The following is a 22,676-nucleotide window of genomic DNA, read 5'->3' on the forward strand; positions in this document are numbered from 1 at the left end:
GCCGACACGCTCTTTGTGTTGGATCATTTCGTGGACGGTGACAGCGTCGTGGCCGAAGTCAGCAAGTATCACATTGGGCCGGACCTCTGCTGATACTGACCGATAGACAGCGCTGAATCGGCCATCGACAGCTCTCACACGATGCTCATCGAGCCACAGCTGGCGCGAGCAAACGAATGCCCTGCCCGCCTTTCAACAGCAGCAGGTGACGGCCAGTGGCACTGACACGGCTGGCCGGGCCGCCAGTCACCGATCCACCAATCGCGATAGTCGCCGTGGCGGGCAGTTGTTCGCCCACCAACTCCACGTGCACATCGCTCTCCGTCACGTCGACGGTCAACGCACTCATCCGGTCGAGTCGGAGCGTGTCCTGCAGGTCGGCCGGTGGAGCAACGCCAACACCGACTCGCGCGGGGCCATCCGCGTATACGAGCACCCGCGCATCGTTGTCGATGGCGCCAAGCATGACGCCACGTGACCCAACCGAGTCGATGGTGATGATCGCCTCCACCCCTGAGCCAACAGGGGGGACAGCAGGGCGCGTTGCGGCCCCAACCAAACCACTCATACCGAGTACCACCATTCCGATTCGCATGGACATGTTGCGCATCTCCGTAAAGGGGTGACCAAACGAAAAAATCATTGTGCAACGTCTCTGAATCCCAACTATTCTTTCAGATGACAATCAATCTAGCTTCGACTTTTCGGTCTCGCCTGGCGCTGGCCGACCCCGCACCGGTGGCGTTCCATCGAAGCGACCTCGGCGAGACCAACGGAGTCCGCCGCGAGCGGATCGAGTACCATGGTCTCGAAGGCGATGTCATCCCGGCGTTCCTGTTCACGCCGACCGATCGCCCAGTGCTCGGCGCCGTGGTCGTCTTCCACCAGCACAACGGACAATTCCATTTCGGGAAGAGCGAGGTCGCCGGTGATGTCGGTGACCCGTATCAGGCCTTTGCACCCGCGCTCGCGCGACGAGGTCTCGCCGTCCTGGCTCCCGATTCCATCACTTTCGAGGACCGACGGGGGGCTGTGCAGGGCGTCGAGCCGGAACACTACGATTGGCTGCGACACTACAGCGCGTTGGCCTACCGGGTGCTCGACGGCGACACCCTGATGCGAAAGTGCCTGGATGACGCGCAGCGCGCATTGAGTGTGCTCATCGACGCCACCGGAGTGGACGAGCGATGCGTGGGCATCGCCGGTCACTCATATGGCGGCTACACCTCGCTCTATCACGCCGCCGTCGACGCACGATGCCGGTTCGTATGCATCAGCGGTGCGGTGTGCAGCTTCGAAACGCGACGCCGTGAAGGCACCGGCATCACGCTGTTCGAAACCGTACCAGGTCTCGCGCGCGACCTCGAGACCCACGACATCCTCTCCGCCATCGGTCCTCGGCCGACCTTCGTGGTCTCAGGCACCGAGGACAAATACTCACGGGACGCAGACCAGGTTGTCGCCAAAGTCGCCGGCCACTTCATCACCCAGCTCCGTGTCGATCGTGGCCACGCGCTCGATCAGGAGCGGTTCGATGCGATCGTGGAGTGGCTTGTACACCAGGTGAGCGAACACCGGTAGTGAGTCGACCACTCGCCGATCACGGCGGGCTGCGGTAGGTCATCTGACAACTATGCTGCTCTTCAGCCTCGGTTCCTGGCGACCGCATCGGCGAGCGCCCGGCAGCGCTGTCCGCAACTGAGCGCCCGATGAACTGGAAGCACCGTTCCACCGCACCGCGTGGAAACACGAACATGATCCGCGCCAGCACTGTGCTCCGGTTCTCCACCGTGATCCAGTTCCGCGGAGGCAAGTAGACAACACTCCCAGCCGGTGCGACATGCGCCGTGTCGTTCAGGAAAAACGTGACCTCGCCCTGCTGCACGATGAGCACTTCCTCGTCGAGCTCGTGACGATGGCGCGGCACCCGGCTGCCCGGCGGCAGTTCTTCTGCGCCAACAAACAGGTAGCCTGCACCGGTCGTCGACGGCCCCACCTTGAGACGCATCGCACGCCCATCGGGCAGGATGCGCCGCTCGCCTTCGTCCGGACGCACCACCTGCGGCTTTGCGCCAGTGTGGAGATTCGCGGTGACCTGCCCTCGTGCGTCCGAAGCAAAGACGAGCATTGCAGAGACAGCGAGCAACAGTCCAGTGGTTCGAGTCCGAGCAGCGTTCATGGATGCATTCCGGATGCAGGGTTCAAGACATTCCTTCAAGTCGTGCGTGGCTTGACCAACAGATAGTTGAGATGCGCCCGCACTTCGGGCCACTCACCACGGGAGAGACTGTACATCACTGTGTCGCGAATGGTGCCGTCGCGCCGCAGCACATTGCCACGAATCACACCGTCCTTCTTCGCACCCAGCCGCTCGATCGCACGCTGGCTTTCGATATTGAAGTTGTCCGTGCGCCATCCCACCACATTGCAGCCGAGCGTATCGAAGGCGTGCGTGAGCATGAGCAGCTTGCAGGTGGTGTTCACATGCGTGCGCTGCGTGCGCTTGGCATACCACGTGTAGCCGATCTCCACGCGCTTCACGTCGGGCAGGATGTCGTGATAGCTCGTGGAGCCCAGCACGATGCCGCTGGCTTTCTCCACCACGGCGAAAGGAAAGCGATGTCCCTGCTCGCGCCCTTTCAATGCCGTCTCGATGTAGGTCCTCGTCTCGTCGGGCGCCGGCACCGAAGTAATGCGCAGGTTCCACAACTCGCCATCCGTGGCCGCGGCACGAAGGCCCGCTTCGTGATCGAGAGTGAGCGGCACGAGCTGAACGTCGTGCGATGTGAGAACGACGGGTTCGACAAAGGACATGGACATCCCTGCAGGGAAACGGGACACTTGACGTCAATAACCATCTGGTTATCATAACCATATGGCTATGGACAGATCATGATGACGGCGGCCGAACGTCTCGACGCCACCTTCGCCGCCCTGGCGGACTCCACGCGCCGCGCGATCCTCGCCCGGCTCGCCCAGGGAGGCGCGTCGGTGGCAGAACTCGCGGAGCCTTTCGCCATGAGCCAGCCGGCGATTTCCAAGCATTTGAAGGTACTGGAGCATGCCGGCCTCATCTCCACCGTGCAAGACGCGCAGCGCCGGCCGCGCAAAATCGAAGGCGCCAGACTCGGCGAGGCGACGGCCTGGCTCGAGGAATACCGGCAGTTCTGGGAGAGCCGCTACAGCGCGCTCGATGAACTGCTCAGCGAACTGCAGGCCAAGTCTCCCACCAAGCCCGCCAAATCCAAACGTCCTCCCAGGAGAACCCGGTGACCACCCCCAGCAACACCACCACGCAGGTTTCGCTGCCCAGCGATACCGAGGTGCACGTCACGCGCGACTTCAAGGCGCCGCGTGCGCTGGTCTGGCAAGCGCACACCGATCCCGCACTCTTCCAACGCTGGATTGGCGGCTACCCGGGCTGGACGATGCCCGTCTGCGAAATGGATGTCCGTCCCGGCGGCAAGTATCGCTGGCGCTGGCGCTCAGAAGATGGCAACGAGTTCGGCTTCTACGGTGAATTCCGTGAGGTCGATGCCCCTGACAAGATGGTGCAGGCGGAGTTCTACGATCCGGGCACCTTTGGCGGCGCCATGCCCACCACACCGACAGTCACCAGCACCAAGTTCACGGAGCAGAATGGCATCACGACATTGGTCGTGGTGATCACGTACGGCACAAAGGACGAACGCGATGCGGCCATCTCCACCGGCATGACCGACGGCATGGAGATCAGCTACGCACGTCTCGACGCGCTGGTGGCGGAACAGCAGGGAGAGGCTACTGCCGAGTCAGTGTAATCGTGAAGCGCGCGCTGCCCGCAGTCTGATCAACGACAGTGAGTGCACTGCCACTCACTGTCCAGCTCAGGTCTCGCACAAATGAGTCCGCCGTCTGCTGGAACCGTACGGTATTGTCGGTACGCACCGCTGAACCAGCCATACTCGCTGTGAACGCCGAGCCGCCGGTGACGCTGGCCGGCAGCGTGAGCAAGCCGTTCGTCGAGTTGTCCGCCGCGATGGCCAGTGTCATGGTACCACCTTGCGCCAGCGCGTCGATGGCAGATTGCCCGGTGGGAGTGACACGGAAGGTGGTGGCGCGATAGGTGCCGGCGAGCGTGGTGTTCTCGGTGGTCTTGTCATCACCACAGGCCGCGAGGACTCCTGCGGCGGCAAACACGACGGGAATACGGCGAAGCGCGGATCGCAATCGAAGCATGGCAGTTGCGGGGCGGGAGGAACAAGACCTGCGGGCAACCATTGCTTCGCGCTACTTCAGTAAGCCGACCAAAGTTCCACACCACAGCCAACAACCAGTGTGTTATGGCGAGCGTGCATCCCGCTTCGGACAAAGTGTGGCAACGGCCCGCCGATATGTAGGCGGCGGCGGTGCCAGTCCGAGGAACTCTATACCGAGAAACACCTCCAGCTCCGTGCGGCACCCTCGTTCTACAGGAACGTCCACGACAATGCGAGAGTAGCCGGTGCGTCTCACGGTGACGCCATAGGTACCAACCGCCAATGCGTCGAAATAGAAGATTCCCAGCGAATCCTGTCGAGTAGCCTCCAGCACACCTGCACCATTCGGCGCGGCTATTTGCACCAGTCCTTGCGGGACCAATTGCATGGGGCGATCAGCAGATCGAACAATGACGGTCAACTGGCCCTGCGCGCCCGCGAAGAGCGCAGTGTCGACGACAGCCCAACTTCGTCGGACCAACTCTACGGACGAGCGAGACGGTTCTGATGCCTTCGGCGAATGCATCGGTGCGCAGCCAAGAATGGCGGCGTACAGCATAGACAATATGCCACGACCCACATAGTGAACTCTGCAGTGGCAGATCATCAAACCGACTCGACGACAACGTGCGGTGCCATTCTCGTCAGCGTCGCTATGAATTCGTCGCGTTGACGGGGTGAGATGATGGCCACCCTGCCTGCACCATACTGAAGCTCGAGACGGTGCAGTGAGAGCGCGGGCGCCGCGTCCAGTCGATTCGTCGGCCGGATGCGCTGAAGCAACGCGAGAGGCACCGATTCGCGGAACGGTCCGCTCCGGATGCGCAGTTCGTCTGCGGTGGCCGCATAGGAGGTATCGACGAACAGCCACATCGAGCCGAGCAGCGCGAGGAGCATCATGAGTGTCGACAGTACCAGGCCCTTGGTGATACCCTGCTGCATTCTGGTACCGAGCGCGGCAAGGGCAGCAACAAGAGGCACCATCACCACGACGACCAGCCAGAGATCAATTCGTGATTGAAATCGGATTGTTTCCATAGAGACCTCCAACCGACAAGATGGTTGTCAGCAATGCGCATCGCTAGCGCGTGACACTCGATGTGATGCGTTCGTATCGATGCAGTGAGGAGCCAGAGCCCAGCGTCAACCATTCACCATCGACGGTGAAGTCGCGCTCATCGGGGACCCGTTGACACATCGGCTCGCAGGTGATGTCCGATGCGCGCACCATGGAATCGCTGAGGTAGTAGCTGAACTGACTATTCGTGCGAGTGGTATCGCGCAGTCCAGTGCTGAGATCATGTCGTGAATACCTGGATTTCCACTCGCCAGAACCATCACCACGAAGCACGATGGTGTCCGCCAGCGTCCAATATTCCGTTGCGAAGGCCACGTGTGTCACAGCCGGAACATGGCTCCCGCCGACAGTGCGCAGAACGAAGACGCCATCGAACGGATTCGGCTCGATGGGCTTTCCACAGCCGCTGGCGAACAACACCAATGCGCCGCCGAGCGACAATAACCGTTGCATTCGAGAGCAGAGAATGGTCATCGGGCGCCTCCGTGTTCCCCGTGCGATCTCAGGATTTCTTCCCTCGGGTCCGGCCGCCGTGAGCCACATCGCACTGTTGGGCCTGCAGTCTCCGGGTTGGCCGGAAGCTGAATCGCAATGGCATTCCGCAACGGCTACGTCCCTTCAAAGAGGCGGCGAAACGCCGGACCCCCGCGTCGGGGTCGCAGCGCACACCAGCGCACCCGGCGGTGCAATCGTGCACCGACTGACCAATGCGGGTGAGTTGGAGGAGTGTATTCATGACCGCCGCTCACGCATTACACCCACATTCGTTCCAGCCCTGCCGCGCGGCGTGCGTCGGCCAGGTGTCCACGGTGCATATGCCAGTGGTCGGCAACATACTGCAGGCACAGACGATAGGTGCCGAACGTATCCTCGAAGCCTTCCGGCACTCTCGCGCTCGTCTTGTCGAGATCGTCTTCCGACAGCGAGTTCAAAAGCGACAGGGTCGACTCACGCATCTCACGACAGGTGGCAAGAACGTCGTCGAAGGGCGGAAACTGACCGATGTCTCCACTCACCTCCACGCCGTCGAAGCGTTCCTCCCATTGAGATAGAGGGTTCTTTTTCCCCAGCATGAATGTTTGGACGACCAACGCCTCGACGTAGGCCAGATGGCCGAGTGTCCACAAGGTGTGGCAGCCTCCGTTCCGGGTGGGGAACGTCACGCAATGATCGCGCATCTCTTCGACGCGAGCCAGCACGCGATCTCGGCTCTTGTTCAGGTTGTCGCGTACGAGATCTATGGACAGCATGATCAATACTCCAGGAACCTGTTCGCACGTCATCTCGGCTTCGCGACGTTCCACCGCGGAGCAAAGCGACTACAAAGTCCGCGTCAGTCGCGCACACGGCGGTAGTGCACCGCGATCACCCCATTGCTGAGCGGTGCTGACGAGACCAACTCGAGCCGCCGTGTGCTCGGTAACCCACTCTCGTGCAATTTGGGGCCGTGACCCGCGATACGGGGATGGATGAGAAACTTGTACTCGTCGATCAGATCCAGTCGGTCCAGCTCGGCCGCAAGCTTGCAACTACCGAGCAGCACACCCGCTGGCGTGGCATCCTTGAGCTGCTGCACCCCCGCGCGAAGGTCCCCGACCACGCGATGACTATTGGTCCACGGAAAATCCGAGCGCGTCGAGGACACCACGTACTTCGGTTTGTCCTCCAGCGTGACCGCCCAATCGCGAATGGCAGGCGGCGCCTCCACCTCGCCGCGGGCCACCAGTGGCCAGTAGACCTCCATCATTTCGTACGTGACGCGCCCCCACAGCATCGCCCCGCTTTCGGCCAGGAGATTGGTGAAGAAGGCGTGTGTTTCGTCATCGGCGATCCCTTCCTGGTGGTCGACGCAGCCGTCCAGGGTGACGTTCATGCTGAAGGTGAGCAGTCCCATATCAGTTCAACGTGTGGTTTCGGTTGAAACGCCGGTGTTGATGAGTGGCGGACGCGTGAGCGCCACCAGGAGAAGAAATCCACCAAGGGCATCCCCACACCGCGCGGCCCAATCGGCCGTGTACCAAAGGGCTGCTTTGCCCTGTAACGCCGGGTCGACTGTGTCCTGATACCCAATGGAAGAAAAATCGGCGTAGAGTGAACCGAGCCATGTGGTGCTCACGACGCCGCCCAGGGCAAACAGGATAAACGCACTGAGCAGCAAGACTCGCCGTCGGGTCCGCCAGTTGGCGATCAACGTCGCGATGAACAGTGCCCCGGTAATGGCTGGCATGATCTGCCAGAACGCACTGCTGTCGTATCGGTACGGCCCTTCCAACAGAGCGAGCGACCGGGGAGGCGCGGCACTCACCACGCGACCCACGACCGCGAGGGCAAAGACTCCGGCGCCGATCTGAATGCCGTAGCTTGCCGCGACGGCGATCAAGGTGGCGTTTGACCAGACGACCCTTCGCATCAACACTCCTGTTGTGGATGCCTGCGACCCCATAGCCACGGAACACGCCTACTCGCGTGTACTCCGCAGTCGCTCCAATCCATCGAGAATCAGTTCCAGCCCAAACGAAAAGTCCAGCGTCCCGTCGTGCGAACCATCTGCCACGCGCGCCGTCATCTCGTGCATGTAGGGGTACACATGGGCGGGTAACATGGGCAGGTAGCCCGCCGCCGCGGACGCGTACTCTTCGGGGTTCACGGGAAAGTTCTGCTGCTGCAGCGTGAACGCATAGATGTAGTTGTCCATGGCATTCCACGCGCGATCCGTCTCGAACCAGGTAAAACCGGCCTCGCGCAGCGTGGCGAGCGTTGCCTCGATGTAGCCCAGCATGTTGGGGCCAGCACTGATGCGCGACAGGATGAGCATGGGCGCCCATGGATGGACCGTCATCACCGCCAGCGCCGATGTCGCGCGCGCACGCAGGGCGGCTTTCCAGTCGCCATCCCGCGTAGGCAGCGTGATCTCTCCGATCACGGTATCGACCATGCCGTCGAGCAGTTCGTCCTTGTTCGCAACGTGATTGTAGAGCGACATCGCTTCGACCTTGAGCGTCGTGGCGAGCTTGCGCATGGAGAGCGCCTCGAGCCCCTGACGATCGGCGAGCTTGATGGCGGCACGAAGTATGCGCTCGCGACTCAGCGGCGCGCGTCGGGGGGAGGACATGCGAGAGACGCTAAAAGCACTCCCGATGCAGGGCAAGCAATGATCGCAGTTGACCGTCATAAACGTACAGTGTACGTTTGCACTTACAGCGTATGTTATCCAACCCCCATTGCCGCCACCTTTGATGCGTCTTTTCCTTCCCGCGCTCGCCGGAGTGCTGTCTTTTGCCGCCCCCGCCTCCGGGCAGCCGGCACCGTCGTTGGCAGACACCAATGCCGCGAAAACTCCGCGCTGGCACGTCGGTCTCACCGCCGATGCCGGTCAACCGGTTGGTGACTTCAAGCGGAACGTGAACAACGCGGCGGGGGCGACAGGCCACGTGTTGCTGCGGCTCGACCGATCCGGCCAGGCGTCACTGCGGTTGCAGGGCGGGTGGCTGAACTACGGACACGAGAGCCAGCGCAGTTGCCTGGGCACCGCGCCGCACTGTCGCGTGGCCGTGAACCTCACCACGGCCAACGGGATCTTCTCGCTGGCACTGGGGCCGCAGTTCGCGGTGCCTCTTGGACGGGTCCGGCTGTATGGGTACGGACTTGTCGGCATGAGTCGTTTCGCGACCCTCAGCGGACTCGGCGGCGGCTTGGTTCCGGATTTCGTGGCCGCTGACGAAAACTTTGGTGATGGCGGCGCGGTATGGACTGGCGGAGTTGGCCTGCAGGTGCCCGTGCACCGCAGCACCAGCATCGACATTGGTATCGGCTATGAGCGCCACGGTGAACGGGACTACCTCCTCAAGGGTGGACTGACCGATCAACCTGATGGGTCACTCGGTTTCGACATCCAGCGCTCGAAGGCCAACCTGTACGCCATTCGTATTGGCCTCACCACGGCGATCCGCCGAAAGCCTCGTCCGTCTACTGCTACACGATGACATCTCTCATGAAAGCAGCGGTGTACCGCCAGTACGGCCCCGCGGACGTGGTCACCATCCAGAATTGGCCAAAGCCCGTTCCGGGTCCGAATGACGTACTGATTCGCATGCGCGCCTGCACCGTGTCGTCGGCAGACTGGAGAATTCGCAGTTGCAGCATGCCCTGCGGCTTCGGTGTGGCCGGGCGACTGGCGTTTGGTATCACCGCACCGCGTCAGCCGATTCTTGGCAGTGAACTGGCTGGTGACGTCGTGGAAATTGGTGCCGCCGTTCGCAACGTCGCTGTCGGCGACGCGGTCGTGGCATTTTCTGGTGCCAAGCTTGGCGCTCACGCCGAGTACCGCTGCATGCGCGCCGACGCCGTGATCGTGCGCAAACCTCCGGCACTGTCCTATGAGACGGCGACAGCACTCGCCTTTGGCGGCACCACGGCGCTGGATTTCTTCCGACGCGGTGCACTGCGAGCCGGAGAACGCATACTGATCAATGGCGCGTCGGGTGCCGTTGGCTCCGCGATGGTGCAACTCGCTGCCCAAGCCGGCGCGGAGGTCACGGCGGTGTGCAGTGGCGCCAATGCCGAGGCGATGCAGCAGCTCGGCGCCGCACACGTGGTGGACTACACACGCGTCGACTTCGCAGGGGCAGGCAATCGCTATGACGTAATCGCCGACACCGTGGGCAACTCACCGTACTCACGTGTACGCCAGGTCCTCACATCACACGGGCGCCTGCTGCTGGTACTGGCCACGCTGCCAGAGATGCTCCGTGCGCCATGGGTGAACATCACGTCGCGGCATCGTCTTGTTGCCGGCCCGGCGGCCGAGCGCGTGGACGACCTGCGCACCCTGGTGGATATGGCAGTGGATGGGCGCTTCACACCATTGATTGATTCCTGCTTCACTTTCGACAAGATCGCCGCGGCCCACGCACGCGTGGACAGCGGACGAAAACGTGGAAGCGTTGTGGTCACCGACATCTGCTGAGCGCGCGGCCGGCCTGTCGCCAACGGCAATAGCATCTTTCATCGACTACGCGCTAATGAAGCTGCTGGCGGCTCAGGTGCTGATCGATCCGTCTCTTGTTCTCCTGCTGGAGAAGGGAGGGATAGGCATTGAGCATCACATTCGGGATGATCATGCCGAGACCAAAAACGAGACTGACATTGAAGCTCTGATACCATGCAGCGGCGGCCACGAAGAGAAACCCGATCAAGTGGTTGATCTCGGCGATGGTCATTTGATGGCGGACCGAAACCCAATCGGTGCGCTTGCCTTCCATCCTGATACTCTGATTCAGGAACCTGAAGAAGCTGTTCTTGACGATCCACTTGAACTGTTCGATTCCGAGGACGCTGTTCACGGCTTTGCTCGGAATGAAATTCAGGTGAGACAGTTTTTCGAAGTAACTGGTCTTTTGCAGCAGGGCGCCGCCCAGAATTCCGACCACCCACGAGATCATGCAGAGGGAGAGCCCATAGGCGAAGCCGCTGAGCAGGTGCTTGGCCATCATCGGTCAGACACGGACCGTAGCCGGAAGTCCCGGCCCAGCGCACGACTGACCCCGGCCTCCAGCACCTCGTCTCGTCCGGCGCGAATCCCCGCCACCGTGGGACGCACCACCAGATCGGGCACAATGCCAATGCGCTGGGTGGGCTTTCCGTCGGGATAGAACACACCGATGCCGCTGATCATGCCTTCCGCGCCTCCCGGCAAGGGAATCCGTGACACGTTGCCATCCGCTCCAGCTGTCGTACTGCCCACCACGATGGCTCCCGGTGCGACGCGGAACGCCATGGCGGTATTCCGCCTGGCTCTGCGAGACTTCATCCACCAGAATGACCACGGAGCCGGTGAAGCGCGGTGTGCGCGGCGCGTGCGACACCGTGACCGTCCAGCGAAATGCGCCCGGATTGGCCGCGTCGCCCGCCGTGATACGGGCGAAGGGGGTCGCGCCGCCAACCAGGTGTCCGCCGAGGGCGAACACCATGAACTCGTTCGGATAGTTGCGAATGTCGATGACCAGGACGGACGCCCGCTGTGCCTGCTCGATATAGCTGGCGGCATTGGCCGCCACGACAGACGACAGCTTCAGGTACGCGACACTGTCGGTGAGCATCTGAAACGTCGGGCCCGGCAGGTCATGCACCACGCCGCGAGACCGGTTGAGTGACGCAATGGCCACGCGGTTCACGGACTTGGTGAAGGCGCCCGAAGGTCCGACACCAGCAAGCGTGACTGGTCCGGTACCCCTGGTCAACGCGCGTGCGATATCGCGAAGTCGCGTGGGTTCATTGGACGCCGGGAAGTACGGCCGCAGGGAGTCCACCAGAGCGGCCACCGAGAATTCGTCGATACGCTGAATCTCATCGCCAATGCTGATCCCGGTGGCCGGCCCGAGTGTTGCATGAGAGTAGTCGGTGACGATCAGCCTGTTTTCGACGAAGCGCAGTGTGAGCGGTGCCTCCGAGGTACCCGATGGCGGTTGCACCCGGAGGTCGCTCCAGAGATTGGCATGGGTATCGTGGACCCGACCAATGAGCCGGATCAAGGCGAGCCGGTAGTGGTCCCCAGTCAGCGGACGCATCATCACCGGGATGAACTCGACGAGCACACCATCCCAGTCCTCGTTCATCACATCGCGGTACGGGAACCAGTATTTGATGATGTTCCAGAAGCGAAAGAGGGCGAGCAGGCGATATCCCGCGTCCGGCGAAGACAGGTTCGCATAGCGCTGTTCCGCCGAGAAGTCGGGATTCTCCACGTTCGGCACGAACGCGACATAGCGTTGCGTTGGTGCGGCCAACCGATTGCGATGGATGCTCCTGAGCCGGTCACTCAGAGCAGATCCGAGATTCGTTGCATCCTCGATCCATGCGTTGTCCGCCGGCAACTGCACGCCATTGGGCATCGTGGCACACACGCTGCAGGCAGGCACGCTGCCAAGTGCATCGAGCCAGGTGACGATCGCCGCGCTGGCTCGCGCACGATCCGGCGCTGCCAGCACCGACGGGAGCGCGCGGAAGAGCGCGTAGTCCCAATTGACCGTGCCATTGACGACCGCAGGATGATGGTACTTGGCAAAACCCCACACCTTGGCCAGCAGGGCCACATTCGCCACCTGCGCCGACGAAAGCTCCCGATCCTCGAGGCGCGAACCCAGATCGAATTCGCGGTCGACTGTACTGGGGGGCGCTGGCGCATCACTCTCGAGTGCGTTGTTGCACCCTGCAGCCAGGCATATCAGTGCGACACACGTCGTGGCCAACCATCGCAGAATCATTCGTTTTTGCATATGCCCTCCTGTCCAGTGATCAATGGCGTGGCGCCAAACAGCGGCCGGGAAAGCCAATCGGCCCAGCAAGAACTCAGTTCATAATGGGGGATCGCGCAACACCGTGCCATGTTCCACAATCAGGCGCCATCGCCCGTTCTCGCGAAGCCATGTGGTGGAGTACCGTTCGCGAAAGGCAAAACGATTCGCGTCGACCTGCGCGCGCCCACTGAACTGACCGATGACAATAGCGGTGGTGCCATACACGTGGATGTCCACGCTGTCACTCTTCCCCTTGACGAGATCGACCTTGCCGGATGTGAGCGCCGCGATCTGTGCGGCACGTGAGCGCAGCTCACCGCTTGGTCCGAGGTATTTGAAGTCCTGGTGATAGATGGAGTCGAGCGCGACGGAATCGGCGTCGAGCAGCGCGCGATCGTAGGCCGCATTGAGGGCGCGTAGTGTGGTTGCCGGGTCCTCACCCGGGGCTCCCGAACACGCCGCGACCGCCACGGCAAAGACAAGAAGCAGAAGGGCGTTCATCGGCGATCCATGATGGCCTGATATCGCTGCACGACCTCACCCGCCTGCCTCCTCGCATCTGTCGCAATCGGGACACGCAGCGTCTCCGCTGTGCGCTGAGTACTCATTGTCGCGCTCGACGTGCGCACGGCCGTCGTCAGCACCGTCGCGAACTCGATCGATGGGGGATCGGAGGCGATGTAGCGCACGTCCCGCACGCGTCTCCCCCTGGTCTTCGACAACGGGAAATAGCCGTCGCCAATCAACACATCATCCTCGGAGAAGATAACTTCCACACCCCCTGCTTTGCGCTGGTAGTGGACGAAGACGATCGGACACAGCTGATGAGCGCCAAGAGCACGGCGTTTCTCACCGGATGGCGCACGCCACCGCTTCTCGTTCGTGCTCCACTCATTGACTCGTCTCGTTCACGACCTTGCCATCGAAGAGGTTCACGGTACGGTCGGCGTGTTCGGCATAGCGATGATCGTGCGTGACCATGCAGATCGTCGCGCCGTTGCGATTGAGCTCGCGCAGCAGTTCCATGACTGCCTCACCATTCGCCGAATCGAGGTTGCCCGTGGGCTCGTCCGCGAGCAGGATGACCGGATCGCCCGCGACGGCGCGCGCCACCGCCACACGCTGCTGCTGACCACCCGAAAGCTGGGCCGGAAAGTGTTTCGCGCGATGTGACATGCCAACACGCTCCAGGGCATGGGTCACGCGCTGCTTCCGCTCGGCCGCATCCATGTCACGATACGTGAGCGGTAGCTCGATGTTCTCGTACACCGTGAGCTCACCAATCAGGTTGAACGCCTGAAATATGAAGCCGATCTGACGATTGCGTACCCGGGCACGGTCGGTCGGCCCCAGCGTCGCCACCGATTCGCCGGCGAGCAGGTATTCGCCACCGTTCGCCGTATCGAGCAGTCCGAGAATCGACAGCAAGGTCGTCTTGCCACACCCCGACGGACCGGAGATGGCGACATACTCGCCCTTTTGGATTTCGAAGTGCACATCGGCCAGCGCATGCGTCTCCACCTCTTCCGTGTGAAACACCTTCCTGATGCCGCGCATGCGGATCAGGGGATCTCCCTTCGTTTCCATCGCTCGCTCCTATTTGATCTTGACCTTCTCGACACTCACGTACGGCGTCATATCCGAGAGAATCACGCGGTCACCGGCATCGAGCCCCCGGATGACCTCCACACTGTTCACGGCGATGCGCCCCAGCTCCACCTGCACGCGTACCGCGGCGCGGCCGTCGTCCACCAGCTTGAACAGACTGACCGTGCCCCCGCCTGCACCGAAGGCAGGGCGGCCGGTGTGCAGCACGTTGCTGATCTTCTCGATGATCACCGTGCCATCGACGCTCAGGTCGGGCACGGCACCGCTGGGCAACGCACCGTCGAGTGCAACGTCGATGGTGACCGTGCCGCCCTGAGCACTCGGGTCCTTGCGATTCACATGCCCGGGGATCAGACCATTTCGTGTGTCGATCGACGCGCGCTGTCCGATCTGGATGTCCTTCGCCTGTGACTCAGGCACACGCAGGACCGCCTTGAGCCTTCCAGGCTGAACAACGCGGGCCAGCGTGGTGCCTTCGGGCACCCATTGCCCGAGCTGCAGGGTGAGATCCTGCACCACGCCGGCTTCCGGCGCGCGCACCTGCAGTGACGACAGACGACGCTGTTGGTTCGCGGCGATCGCTTCGAGCTGCTTCACCTGCGACGACTGCATCTCGACCTGCGCGTCGATCGCCTGCTTCATGAGCGCGAGACGTTCCTGCTCCACCCGATAGCGCGTGCGCATTTCGTCCACCGCGGCTTTCGCGCTGTTCGACTCGAACGGCGACACCAGCTTCTGCGCCGCCAGCGAATCGGTGGCGCGCGCGACCTGCGTGGCGTTCACGAGCTGGGTGTTCATCGACGCGAGTAGCCCTTCCTGCGCGAGGATCTGACTGCGGAGATTCGTGCGCAGGTTGAGCAGGTCGATCTGCGCCTGCCGCACCTGCTGCTCCGCCTGCATGGTCTGGATTTGCAGATCGGGGTTAGAGAGGCCGAGCAGCAGGTCGCCTGTCCGCACGTTCTTGCCGGATTCCGCTGCCAGCCGCTCCACACGCGCCGACGCCTGTGCGGTGATGAAACGGATCTGCTCTGACACGAGCGTGCCTGGCGCGCGCACATCACGCACGATGTCACCACGCGATACGGAGTCGATGAGCAGCGTTGAGCGCTCCAGCGTCGGCGACGCCGGATCGAGACGCGCCAGCAACACCGCCACCGTCGTGAAGGCGAGCACACCGGCACCGATGGCGATGTTGCGGCCCGTCTTCTTCTTGGGTGCGCGAATGATGTCCATCAGCCGTCCGCCCGCAGTGCTTCGGTCGGCTGAATCCTGAGCGCACGCCATGTGGGGACGATGCAGGCGATCAGGCACACAGCGAGCATGAACACCGAGTACAGGAGGGTCCCGGCGAGGGCACGCGGCGTCGCATCGTCGTTCGTGATCGCGGTGAGTACGCCGCCGGCAACCACACCGAGCGCCACCTGCTTGAGCGGCCGTGCAAATACGGCCGCCACAACACGTCGCGGGGTCGCCCCCAGTGCAACGCGGATACCAATCTCCCGCGTGCGTCGCGCGACGGTGAACGACATCACGGCGTAGATGCCCGCCATGGAGAGCAGCAACGCCACCACACTCACAACCGAAACCAGTCGGACCCAGAAGGTCATGAACTGAATCGCGGGATCACTGAGCGTGTCCATGCGCGCGACGTTGTCGATACGCAGCGTGGGGTCCACCGCGCTGGCTACAGCGCGCAGTCGCGGGCCGAACGCCGCCGCGTCACCGCGGACGTGCACCGCCACGTACAGCGGCACATCGGCATCGGTCGCAAGCGGGCGGTAGATGCCCGCGACCTTTGGATCCGATGCCTTGGACATTCCGAGATCAGGTACCACACCGACAATCTCGTGCCACGGGCCCGGCTCCCACTCCCCTGAGCGCGGCCGTTGCACATCGTACCGATTGCGAAGACGACGGCCAATCGGATTGCGTCCGCCGAGTACCAACCGGACGAACGACTCGTTCACCATCACGACGCGACTGCGGTCACCATCGACTCCGGCGGGGCCGGTGCCGGCCACCATGTCGCTCTCCTGAAACGCACGACCGGCGAGTACACGGGCACCCAACACATCGAAGTAGTCCACGTCGACTTCCGCCGAACTGGTTCGATAGCCGCCCGGGTATCCCGGATTCTCAGGCGCCGCGCCACCGGCATCCACGTCGATCATGCGCGGCGGATGGTCCATGCGCGGCAATCGGTCGGCCAGCGTCACGCCCACCACGCCAGACTCGGCGAGCAACCGTCGCTCGAGTTCGCGCAGTATCGTCTGCCGACGTGCAGCGAACGCGGCAAACGACGTGTCGGCGCCCGGCGGAAGATCGCGGTCGAGTGCGATGCGCGCGGACAGATACTCCGCCGCTGGGAAGTCGGCGACCATCGCGCGGGTATCCGCCGCATCGCGCGCCACACTGTACGCGACCACAGGGAATCCCAGCGTGACCGCAATCTGCGCGACGATCACGGCCGTCCAGATCCCGCCGAACGTGAGCCCTCCGGCTCCTGCGGCTGCCTGCCTGAGTCGCGCCTCCAGACCTCGCGTGACCTTGAGTCCGGGGATCACTCCGGCAACACCCGCGCCGAGCACCGTGAGCCCCACCGCATAGAGTACGGTCCACGGTGACAGCTCGGCGTGAAACCAGAAAGGGAGCGGCTGCCCCGTGTTCGTTTCGATGGCGTTGACCAGCAGGCGCACACCAAGACGGGCTACACCGAGGCCCACCGCCGCAGCGACACCGCACAGTACAAGCGCTTCGGCGAAAAGCTGCGCCAGGATGCGCCCACGCGTTGCACCCAAGGCGTGGCGCACGACGAGCTCACGCTCGCGCGTCGCGGCCCGTGCAAACATCAGCAGCGCGACATTGCCACACACCAGGAGGACCAGCATGAGGAAGAAGCCGTAGCTGGAGCGAGCGAGGAACAACTCCGATCCGTCGATGAGCGCGACCGACTCCGCATACGGCATCACACGCGGACGCAGATGCTGATGCGTGACCGGGAAGTCGGCCGCGGCGCGACGCCCCAGCGCCGTCAGCTCTGTCTGCGCCTCGGCCAACGTGACGCCGGTGGCAAGCTTCCCGAAGACGTGCAGCGAAGGCCCATCACCACGCGCGTAGTCGAGCGGCGACAGCCGAAGCGGCACCCAGAGGCTCTGCGCGACCGGAAATCCGAACCCTTCGGGCATGACACCCACCACGGTGGTTGGTGTGCGCCCGAGCTGCACCACGCGCCCCACCACAGTCGGATCGCCATTGAAGCGGTGCTGCCACACGTCATAGCCGATCACGGCCACGGCCGGCGCAGCTGGTAGTTCATCGGCGTCGGTGAGCACACGACCATACAGCGGCCGATCGGGCGCGATACGAAACGCCGCGGCGCTTATCTCCGCGACCTCGGTGGGCTGCGATTCGCCGTTGCTGGTGACGAGGTTGCGTTGTGCCACGCGATAGGCGCCGAGCTCCGTGACCGACCTGAGCTCCGTGCGCCATGTGGTGAAGTCGTGCAACACACGTGGCTCGGCGCGCCCTGCGGCCGCATCCCAGCTTTCGATCGCCACGACACGGTTGGCATCGGGGAGCGGAAGCCGCGGGAAGAGCGCCTGCCCCGCGAACTCGAACGCGCCGGCGGCCACCCAGATGGCAAATGCGAAGGCGAGTCCGCCGATCAGCGTGAGCCCAGGATACTTGAGGAGCATGCGAATGCCGAGCTTGAGGTCGAGCGTGAGTCCCCCGAGCCAGCGCAGCCCTCGCCCATCGCGCAGCGCTTCCTTGTGCACCTCCACACCACCAAACGCGATCAGCGCCCGCCGCCGCGCCTCGGCGTGCGGCAACCCCTCCTCACGCTCGAGCCGCGCAGTCTCCATCTCGATGTGAAACGCAATCTCTTCGTTGAAGCGCGCGTCGGAGTGTGTGCGGGAGAAGAGCAGTGCCAGACGTGCGCGCAGTCCGTCGATCGCGCTCATGTGGTCCTCAGGACGGCTTCGAGTCCCGCCGTGAAGCGCCGCCAGTTGTCGAGCTCCGTGCCCAGCGCACGGTGCCCCGAGGTGGTGAGCTGGTAGAAGCGGGCGCGGCGGCCATTCTCGGTCACCTGCCAGTCGCTGGTGATGAGCCCTTCTTTTTCGAGCCGCTGGAGCGCCGGATAGAGCGATCCCTGGTTCACCTCGAGGACGCCGTCGGAGATCTGCTGAATGCGCTGTCCGATGCCCCACCCGTGCATGGGCTCGAGGGAGAGCGTTTTGAGGACCAGCAGGTCGAGGGAGCCCCGGAGGACGTCGGTTTGCGGGCGGGGGGACATGCGGAGGGGGGTGAGGCGTGGTTCATCTAGCTGTCTAGAGGAACGTACGGGACCCTCCCCGTGGCGGTTTCAGCGCGACCTCAATGAGTGTTCAAGCGAGCTGAAGCGATGGGGCTCGCCATTGTCGCTTTCGCCCTATGCCCCCGCTCGCGCGCAGCCAGCGACGGCTCGATACGCCACCGCACCACGACCGATCTGCCCATATCGTCGCTGACAACGCCCCAGACATAGTCGCCGCGCATGAAGGTGATGCGTGATTCCGGAGGTGGCTGCACGCTGCCCAGGAGGTATCCGTCTCTGCTGAACACGTCGAAGGCCAGCTGTTCGCGCTTCTCCCGCGTGCCCGGCGCGGGGCCCGCGCCAATCGGCGGGACAATGTCGGGCGATACGGCCGCAGAATCGTATTCCACCGGTGCACCGGCGACCGGTCGTTCAACCCAGATGCGTCCGTCAGCCGCCACGCGAATGTCCGAGAAGAAGGCTTTGACGCGCGGTATCGGCAGACCGTTCCAGGTCCACTGCGGGTTGACCGTGCGCATGTTCGCCGTGACCGCCGCCTCTGACGCGGTACGCTCCTGCGGTGTTGTCGGCACCGGAGAGACGTCGCGTTCGATGCGCAGTGGCCGGTCAGGGCGATGCAGCGTGATCGCGTAGCGATTGCCCACACCACTCACCACGTACCCAAACGGGCTGACGGTCCATCGCGGCTGTGCGGCAAAGGGGACGTTGTCCCCAATCATGGCCCCCACGGAAAAACGCGAGATCACCAGGGCGGGCTCCGGTAGCCAGTATGGGCGCTGAATCGAATCGCGCACCGCGCCGTCGGCGGAGAGCACGACATAGCCTTCATACTTGCCGTTGTAGTAATCCTTGGGCTTGGGCTCCTTCCGAAACCAGGTGACCACATAGATCGCATCGGTGGAGTCGACGAGCAGTCCTCCCGGTCTCGCGACACCCAAGGTGTTGTGATGACCCCAGTGGCCGAGCGAGTGTCCGGTCGAATCGAAGAGCGCCATGCGGAGGTTCTGGGGATCCCAGAGCACGAGGCGACCTCCGGACAGCGGCATGATCCCGTTGGCGGAACGGTATTCGCCTGGGCCCGCGCCACTCCGGCCGATATCGCGCGCAAACCGGCCGCGGTCATCGTACTCTCGCAGCTGAGTGGCAGACTGATCCCACACATACACGCCGCCCCGTGGTGTTGGCACCACGAACCGTATCTCGCCGAGCACGCGGGGATCGTCGTCGTTGGCATCGCCGATGCGCAGCTCTTCCACCAACCGCACCGCCGTCTCGGCGTCGCTCACCGAGTCGGTTCGTACGACCACCGTGTCGCGTGTGGAATCGATCGCAGTCGCCCAGGTGAGCGTGACGACGGCGGCGGTGTCTCCGCTCGCACCTGACGGTGCGGCCGAGGCGTCGCGCTCGCTTTCGGCGGGGGCGCATCCCAACGCTGCCGCGACGGCAACTCCCGTGCAGAGCAGCAAGCATTGCCGCGAAGTGGAGTTGATGGACATTGCGATTCCTGCGAAGGGGGTATTTGGGCCTGGCGTTCGCGTTCCGCAGCAACGCGAGGTGAGATGTCAGCGTCCCTGCGTGGAATCCGCCCCAACTCGAGGGAGTGGACGCGCATCGAGCCGCTTCCAACTGCGCTCCCGGCGCGACACACTGGCCTCGGGCAACGATTCGTCGGGGAAGATGCGCAGGACGTTGTCGGTTGGCATCACCTCTGTTCGCCAGTCGGCGGTACGAAAGAAGATGAAGTAGCGACTCGTGGCGCCGACCATGACCAGTGGTCGGCTCGGAGTTCCGCCATCGACTGTCCCATTCGTCAGTTCGACGACGACGTTGTGACCCTCCCCCCGCATCGCCTGCACGGCAAGAATGCGTTGGTAGCCGTCCGCGCTCACGTAGACCCAGAGCATCCCCATGGCGACCGCCAGGAACGGCGTGAACGGCTTCATTCTCGCGAGCGTGGCGTCGCTGCTCTCCCACCACGCAACCGCCTTCCCTTCTGCGCGGCGCCGAGCCCGCGCGCGCGTCGAATACCGATCGACCGTGCGCAGATACGCCCACGCGAGGCCGGCGGGGAGCACGGTCACGATCATCACCATGGGATCCCGAAACGGCGCGAGCAGAAAATCGCTGGCCTCGGCATAGTCCAGAATGTTGATCCCGAAGTGCCGGTAGCCGAGGACGCTGTGGAACATGCCGATCGCCACCAGGGCGAGGTAGCTCAGGGTCAGCCCGGTACCGAGGTGCTCGACGAGCAACTTGTAGCGAGGAGACTGCGCGGGTTCACTCATCGCAGGCCATGCCTCGCTTCGTTGTTGTACGCCAGGCGCCTGTGACCATACTGTGTTCCCGCGAATGAGGTGTGCGTATTCGACGAAGGTACAGAATACGTCACTGAACGAAGACGCGAGAAGGCCAGCCCCGCCGATAGCAGCGGTCCGCTAGATGGTCGCCCCGTACTCTTGCTGGACCGACCATGGTTCTGAACCAGATTGTTCAATGAGTGCGATCGTGCGAAAAGTGACCGTGAGACCCGCCAGAACCGATGCTATCTCCGCCACGTCGTAGAGGACGCCCGCCGCATTGCGCGGATGTAGCAGCGTGATGTGCGCGCCATGAACTTTGGCTGATGGCCCGAGGATGGCCTGCCGTAGCTGCTGATACTGCTCTTCCCCACGAACTGGACGCAACAGAACGCAGCCGTCGGAAAGGACCTGCGGCTCGCCAAACTGCAGCATGACAGCGAACGCTTCGAGGTTTGCCAGACGTTGGTGAAGGACTTCCCAGGGGGCCAGCTCATCATCTCGACAGAGCGTGACATGCGCCGGGATAATGGCATGCTGGCGCGGATCGAGTCGCTGCCGGATTGGCTCGACGATGGCCCCTTGAGCGGGGGGTAGAAAGAGTGTGAGCTGGCGTCTGTGGAGCAACGTGTCGTGTCCGTAAACTGCTCTGACCTAGCGGGCTTCCCTGATGCCTGGTGTCACGCGAAATCGTGTCGCGAACTCCACGTCATCCTTGTTGCGTGAGATACCCCAGGCGGAATCCCCACGCACACGAAAGATGTTACTCCGCGGCGGCAGCTTCACGCGGCCGAGGAGTGCTCCGTCAGCGGCGTACACGTCGTACACGATCGGGTCGCGGGTGGTCAGGCGTATCGGCGTAGGCACGACATCGGTGCGCAGCGGCGGAAGCTCGTCCTCCGGGATGATCTCGGCGGACTGCGCCACGCGCACCCACAGGCGACCGTCATCACTGACCAGGATGTTGCTGTACGGCGGCTTCGTCGCGGATCACCTGACGTGGCTTCACGCCGACACCGACGATCGTGAAGACGTAGCGATCTGCATACCCGCCCACGAAACCACCATCACTCAGCCGCGTCGTCGTGATGCCCGGCTGAAAGGGGATGGTGAGGAGGGATCTCCTGGAGCCGTCAGGGCTATCCACACGCAACGGTGCCGGCTCAACGCTCGTCCACCGCGGATACGCGACCGAATCGCGCAGTGTGCCGAGCGAATCGAAGCGAATGAATCCAGGAATAGGCATCGGAGGGCCGTTCGCGGCCTCTTGGTGTCCGATCACCGCGTTCAGCGAGATGGTTCCGTCGGTAGCCAGGTGCAGACCGTTTGTCGTGAACATGGGGCCGGCAGGAATCCGGAAGGAGCTCCTGAAACTGCCGTCCGATGCGTAGCGGTTGATACGCGCACCGGCACCGTCCCAAACCAGCAGATCACCATTGTGTGCGAGTGCGAAGCCGTTCACCTGGCCATACTCACCGGGCCCTCCACCCTTCGCGCCGACGGTGCGCACATACTTCCCCGTCGCCGAGTACATGCGAATGAGCCCCACTGTCTGGTCGGCATCGTAGACGAACATCGCGCCATCGCGACCGACGACGATGCCGCCAATGCGACCGAACGTCAGCTCGTCGGCACCGTCTGCCTCACCCACGGCAAGATCCACTGCGAGCGTGCTGACCAGGCTGTCCGGTACATCGCCAGTGATGCGAACCCGTGTCGTATCGCCCGTCGAGTCCACGGCCGTTGTCCAAGGCCGTGAAGCCGTGGCCGTATGCTCACCACAGGCGCTGAGCATCAGAGAACTCAATGAGATTGCTGCAAGCAGAACGCGCATCGTGCCACCGT

Annotated in this window: 28 protein-coding genes; 5 read left to right on the forward strand and 23 right to left on the reverse strand. The window is 63.1% G+C overall.

Annotation, left to right across the window (positions count from 1 at the left end; translation table 11 throughout):
- Window positions 1-145 precede the first annotated feature (145 nt).
- Complete coding sequence (locus VGE27_RS07970) at window positions 146-601, reverse strand: hypothetical protein (protein WP_331049118.1); 456 nt, start codon at window positions 599-601, stop codon at window positions 146-148.
- Between the two features lie 77 nt (window positions 602-678).
- On the opposite strand from VGE27_RS07970, the gene VGE27_RS07975 reads away from it, so the two are divergent.
- A complete protein-coding gene (locus tag VGE27_RS07975) occupies window positions 679-1,581 on the forward strand; it encodes an alpha/beta hydrolase family protein (protein ID WP_331049119.1) in 903 nt (300 codons plus the stop codon).
- A 19-nt stretch (window positions 1,582-1,600) separates the two neighbouring features.
- On the opposite strand, the gene VGE27_RS07980 is transcribed toward VGE27_RS07975, so the two are convergent.
- Together VGE27_RS07980 and VGE27_RS07985 are read right to left on the reverse strand one after the other, a co-directional pair.
- Entirely contained in the window at window positions 1,601-2,128 is a 528-nt protein-coding gene (locus VGE27_RS07980) for a cupin domain-containing protein (protein WP_331049120.1), read from the reverse strand.
- An 86-nt stretch (window positions 2,129-2,214) separates the two neighbouring features.
- Window positions 2,215-2,814: a GNAT family N-acetyltransferase gene (locus VGE27_RS07985; protein ID WP_345787995.1), complete on the reverse strand. Its 600-nt coding sequence runs from the start codon at window positions 2,812-2,814 to the stop codon at window positions 2,215-2,217.
- Window positions 2,815-2,895: 81 nt separating this feature from the next.
- Here VGE27_RS07985 and VGE27_RS07990 point away from each other — a divergent pair, with 81 nt between their 5' ends.
- Both VGE27_RS07990 and VGE27_RS07995 read left to right on the forward strand, forming a co-directional pair.
- Complete coding sequence (locus VGE27_RS07990) at window positions 2,896-3,273, forward strand: metalloregulator ArsR/SmtB family transcription factor (RefSeq protein WP_345787996.1); 378 nt, start codon at window positions 2,896-2,898, stop codon at window positions 3,271-3,273.
- Window positions 3,270-3,800: an SRPBCC family protein gene (locus tag VGE27_RS07995; protein WP_331049123.1), complete on the forward strand. Its 531-nt coding sequence runs from the start codon at window positions 3,270-3,272 to the stop codon at window positions 3,798-3,800. The genes VGE27_RS07990 and VGE27_RS07995 overlap by 4 nt, the downstream gene beginning before the upstream one ends.
- Here VGE27_RS07995 and VGE27_RS08000 read toward each other — a convergent pair.
- The 7 genes from VGE27_RS08000 to VGE27_RS08030 all read right to left on the reverse strand — a co-directional run bounded on the left by VGE27_RS08000 (window position 3,781) and on the right by VGE27_RS08030 (window position 8,428).
- A complete protein-coding gene (locus VGE27_RS08000) occupies window positions 3,781-4,218 on the reverse strand; it encodes a hypothetical protein (protein ID WP_331049124.1) in 438 nt (145 codons plus the stop codon). The genes VGE27_RS07995 and VGE27_RS08000 overlap by 20 nt on opposite strands.
- A 626-nt stretch (window positions 4,219-4,844) precedes the next feature.
- Window positions 4,845-5,276 (reverse strand): PH domain-containing protein, encoded by a 432-nt coding sequence (locus VGE27_RS08005; RefSeq protein WP_331049125.1) that lies wholly within the window; start codon window positions 5,274-5,276, stop codon window positions 4,845-4,847.
- A gap of 43 nt (window positions 5,277-5,319) precedes the next feature.
- Window positions 5,320-5,769 (reverse strand): hypothetical protein, encoded by a 450-nt coding sequence (locus VGE27_RS08010; protein ID WP_331049126.1) that lies wholly within the window; start codon window positions 5,767-5,769, stop codon window positions 5,320-5,322.
- Between the two features lie 299 nt (window positions 5,770-6,068).
- Window positions 6,069-6,566, reverse strand: a complete 498-nt coding sequence (locus tag VGE27_RS08015) for a DinB family protein (protein WP_331049127.1) — start codon at window positions 6,564-6,566, stop codon at window positions 6,069-6,071.
- Between the two features lie 83 nt (window positions 6,567-6,649).
- On the reverse strand, window positions 6,650-7,210 hold the full coding sequence (locus VGE27_RS08020) for a dihydrofolate reductase family protein (RefSeq protein ID WP_345787994.1): 561 nt from the start codon (window positions 7,208-7,210) through the stop codon (window positions 6,650-6,652).
- 6 nt (window positions 7,211-7,216) lie between these two features.
- Complete coding sequence (locus VGE27_RS08025) at window positions 7,217-7,726, reverse strand: hypothetical protein (protein ID WP_331049129.1); 510 nt, start codon at window positions 7,724-7,726, stop codon at window positions 7,217-7,219.
- 48 nt (window positions 7,727-7,774) lie between these two features.
- The gene (locus tag VGE27_RS08030) at window positions 7,775-8,428 is read right to left on the reverse strand and encodes a TetR/AcrR family transcriptional regulator (RefSeq protein ID WP_331049130.1); all 654 of its coding nucleotides are present in this window, start codon (window positions 8,426-8,428) and stop codon (window positions 7,775-7,777) included.
- A 124-nt stretch (window positions 8,429-8,552) separates the two neighbouring features.
- Between VGE27_RS08030 and VGE27_RS08035 the strand changes: the two genes are divergently transcribed.
- A complete protein-coding gene (locus VGE27_RS08035; protein ID WP_331049131.1) occupies window positions 8,553-9,299 on the forward strand; it encodes a hypothetical protein in 747 nt (248 codons plus the stop codon).
- Window positions 9,296-10,282: an NAD(P)-dependent alcohol dehydrogenase gene (locus VGE27_RS08040; protein ID WP_331049132.1), complete on the forward strand. Its 987-nt coding sequence runs from the start codon at window positions 9,296-9,298 to the stop codon at window positions 10,280-10,282. The genes VGE27_RS08035 and VGE27_RS08040 overlap by 4 nt, the downstream gene beginning before the upstream one ends.
- Before the next feature lie 52 nt (window positions 10,283-10,334).
- Here VGE27_RS08040 and VGE27_RS08045 read toward each other — a convergent pair whose 3' ends face one another.
- From VGE27_RS08045 to VGE27_RS08105, 13 genes are all read right to left on the reverse strand, one after another.
- Window positions 10,335-10,805 (reverse strand): hypothetical protein, encoded by a 471-nt coding sequence (locus VGE27_RS08045; protein WP_331049133.1) that lies wholly within the window; start codon window positions 10,803-10,805, stop codon window positions 10,335-10,337.
- A 6-nt stretch (window positions 10,806-10,811) separates the two neighbouring features.
- Window positions 10,812-12,590: a hypothetical protein gene (locus VGE27_RS08050; protein WP_331049134.1), complete on the reverse strand. Its 1,779-nt coding sequence runs from the start codon at window positions 12,588-12,590 to the stop codon at window positions 10,812-10,814.
- A 78-nt stretch (window positions 12,591-12,668) separates the two neighbouring features.
- Window positions 12,669-13,112 (reverse strand): nuclear transport factor 2 family protein, encoded by a 444-nt coding sequence (locus tag VGE27_RS08055; RefSeq protein WP_331049135.1) that lies wholly within the window; start codon window positions 13,110-13,112, stop codon window positions 12,669-12,671.
- Entirely contained in the window at window positions 13,109-13,387 is a 279-nt protein-coding gene (locus VGE27_RS08060) for a hypothetical protein (protein ID WP_331049136.1), read from the reverse strand. Before VGE27_RS08060 ends, VGE27_RS08055 begins: the two co-directional genes overlap by 4 nt.
- Window positions 13,388-13,502: 115 nt before the next feature.
- Window positions 13,503-14,198 (reverse strand): ABC transporter ATP-binding protein, encoded by a 696-nt coding sequence (locus tag VGE27_RS08065; RefSeq protein WP_331049137.1) that lies wholly within the window; start codon window positions 14,196-14,198, stop codon window positions 13,503-13,505.
- Between the two features lie 9 nt (window positions 14,199-14,207).
- Window positions 14,208-15,452: an efflux RND transporter periplasmic adaptor subunit gene (locus VGE27_RS08070; protein WP_331049138.1), complete on the reverse strand. Its 1,245-nt coding sequence runs from the start codon at window positions 15,450-15,452 to the stop codon at window positions 14,208-14,210.
- Window positions 15,452-18,181 carry an ABC transporter permease gene (locus tag VGE27_RS08075; protein WP_331049139.1) on the reverse strand — a complete coding sequence of 910 codons (2,730 nt, stop codon included), beginning with the start codon at window positions 18,179-18,181 and terminating at the stop codon, window positions 15,452-15,454. Before VGE27_RS08075 ends, VGE27_RS08070 begins: the two co-directional genes overlap by 1 nt.
- Entirely contained in the window at window positions 18,178-18,513 is a 336-nt protein-coding gene (locus VGE27_RS08080) for a PadR family transcriptional regulator (RefSeq protein ID WP_331049140.1), read from the reverse strand. Before VGE27_RS08080 ends, VGE27_RS08075 begins: the two co-directional genes overlap by 4 nt.
- An 80-nt stretch (window positions 18,514-18,593) precedes the next feature.
- On the reverse strand, window positions 18,594-20,030 hold the full coding sequence (locus VGE27_RS08085; RefSeq protein ID WP_331049141.1) for a 6-bladed beta-propeller: 1,437 nt from the start codon (window positions 20,028-20,030) through the stop codon (window positions 18,594-18,596).
- A 66-nt stretch (window positions 20,031-20,096) separates the two neighbouring features.
- The gene (locus VGE27_RS08090; RefSeq protein ID WP_331049142.1) at window positions 20,097-20,819 is read right to left on the reverse strand and encodes a hypothetical protein; all 723 of its coding nucleotides are present in this window, start codon (window positions 20,817-20,819) and stop codon (window positions 20,097-20,099) included.
- Between the two features lie 150 nt (window positions 20,820-20,969).
- Entirely contained in the window at window positions 20,970-21,458 is a 489-nt protein-coding gene (locus VGE27_RS08095; protein ID WP_331049143.1) for a 2'-5' RNA ligase family protein, read from the reverse strand.
- Between the two features lie 27 nt (window positions 21,459-21,485).
- Window positions 21,486-21,758: a hypothetical protein gene (locus VGE27_RS08100; RefSeq protein WP_331049144.1), complete on the reverse strand. Its 273-nt coding sequence runs from the start codon at window positions 21,756-21,758 to the stop codon at window positions 21,486-21,488.
- A 22-nt stretch (window positions 21,759-21,780) separates the two neighbouring features.
- Complete coding sequence (locus VGE27_RS08105) at window positions 21,781-22,626, reverse strand: 6-bladed beta-propeller (RefSeq protein WP_331049145.1); 846 nt, start codon at window positions 22,624-22,626, stop codon at window positions 21,781-21,783.
- Window positions 22,627-22,676: the final 50 nt, after the last annotated feature.

The organism is Gemmatimonas sp., from assembly GCF_036405635.1.
Classification (GTDB): Bacteria; Gemmatimonadota; Gemmatimonadetes; order Gemmatimonadales; family Gemmatimonadaceae; genus Gemmatimonas.

What these genes read in the sequence shown, in the direction of transcription:
- VGE27_RS07970 (WP_331049118.1), bottom strand. Translation starts at nt 601, where the DNA reads ATGTCCATGCGAATCGGAATGGTGGTACTCGGTATGAGTGGTTTGGTT.
- VGE27_RS07975 (WP_331049119.1), top strand. Translation starts at nt 679, where the DNA reads ATGACAATCAATCTAGCTTCGACTTTTCGGTCTCGCCTGGCGCTGGCC.
- VGE27_RS07980 (WP_331049120.1), bottom strand. Translation starts at nt 2,128, where the DNA reads ATGCTCGTCTTTGCTTCGGACGCACGAGGGCAGGTCACCGCGAATCTC.
- VGE27_RS07985 (WP_345787995.1), bottom strand. Translation starts at nt 2,814, where the DNA reads ATGTCCTTTGTCGAACCCGTCGTTCTCACATCGCACGACGTTCAGCTC.
- VGE27_RS07990 (WP_345787996.1), top strand. Translation starts at nt 2,896, where the DNA reads ATGACGGCGGCCGAACGTCTCGACGCCACCTTCGCCGCCCTGGCGGAC.
- VGE27_RS08000 (WP_331049124.1), bottom strand. Translation starts at nt 4,218, where the DNA reads ATGCTTCGATTGCGATCCGCGCTTCGCCGTATTCCCGTCGTGTTTGCC.
- VGE27_RS08005 (WP_331049125.1), bottom strand. Translation starts at nt 5,276, where the DNA reads ATGGAAACAATCCGATTTCAATCACGAATTGATCTCTGGCTGGTCGTC.
- VGE27_RS08010 (WP_331049126.1), bottom strand. Translation starts at nt 5,769, where the DNA reads ATGCAACGGTTATTGTCGCTCGGCGGCGCATTGGTGTTGTTCGCCAGC.
- VGE27_RS08015 (WP_331049127.1), bottom strand. Translation starts at nt 6,566, where the DNA reads ATGCTGTCCATAGATCTCGTACGCGACAACCTGAACAAGAGCCGAGAT.
- VGE27_RS08020 (WP_345787994.1), bottom strand. Translation starts at nt 7,210, where the DNA reads ATGGGACTGCTCACCTTCAGCATGAACGTCACCCTGGACGGCTGCGTC.
- VGE27_RS08025 (WP_331049129.1), bottom strand. Translation starts at nt 7,726, where the DNA reads ATGCGAAGGGTCGTCTGGTCAAACGCCACCTTGATCGCCGTCGCGGCA.
- VGE27_RS08030 (WP_331049130.1), bottom strand. Translation starts at nt 8,428, where the DNA reads ATGTCCTCCCCCCGACGCGCGCCGCTGAGTCGCGAGCGCATACTTCGT.
- VGE27_RS08035 (WP_331049131.1), top strand. Translation starts at nt 8,553, where the DNA reads ATGCGTCTTTTCCTTCCCGCGCTCGCCGGAGTGCTGTCTTTTGCCGCC.
- VGE27_RS08040 (WP_331049132.1), top strand. Translation starts at nt 9,296, where the DNA reads ATGACATCTCTCATGAAAGCAGCGGTGTACCGCCAGTACGGCCCCGCG.
- VGE27_RS08045 (WP_331049133.1), bottom strand. Translation starts at nt 10,805, where the DNA reads ATGGCCAAGCACCTGCTCAGCGGCTTCGCCTATGGGCTCTCCCTCTGC.
- VGE27_RS08050 (WP_331049134.1), bottom strand. Translation starts at nt 12,590, where the DNA reads ATGCAAAAACGAATGATTCTGCGATGGTTGGCCACGACGTGTGTCGCA.
- VGE27_RS08055 (WP_331049135.1), bottom strand. Translation starts at nt 13,112, where the DNA reads ATGAACGCCCTTCTGCTTCTTGTCTTTGCCGTGGCGGTCGCGGCGTGT.
- VGE27_RS08065 (WP_331049137.1), bottom strand. Translation starts at nt 14,198, where the DNA reads ATGGAAACGAAGGGAGATCCCCTGATCCGCATGCGCGGCATCAGGAAG.
- VGE27_RS08070 (WP_331049138.1), bottom strand. Translation starts at nt 15,452, where the DNA reads ATGGACATCATTCGCGCACCCAAGAAGAAGACGGGCCGCAACATCGCC.
- VGE27_RS08075 (WP_331049139.1), bottom strand. Translation starts at nt 18,181, where the DNA reads ATGAGCGCGATCGACGGACTGCGCGCACGTCTGGCACTGCTCTTCTCC.
- VGE27_RS08080 (WP_331049140.1), bottom strand. Translation starts at nt 18,513, where the DNA reads ATGTCCCCCCGCCCGCAAACCGACGTCCTCCGGGGCTCCCTCGACCTG.
- VGE27_RS08085 (WP_331049141.1), bottom strand. Translation starts at nt 20,030, where the DNA reads ATGTCCATCAACTCCACTTCGCGGCAATGCTTGCTGCTCTGCACGGGA.
- VGE27_RS08090 (WP_331049142.1), bottom strand. Translation starts at nt 20,819, where the DNA reads ATGAGTGAACCCGCGCAGTCTCCTCGCTACAAGTTGCTCGTCGAGCAC.
- VGE27_RS08105 (WP_331049145.1), bottom strand. Translation starts at nt 22,626, where the DNA reads ATGCTCAGCGCCTGTGGTGAGCATACGGCCACGGCTTCACGGCCTTGG.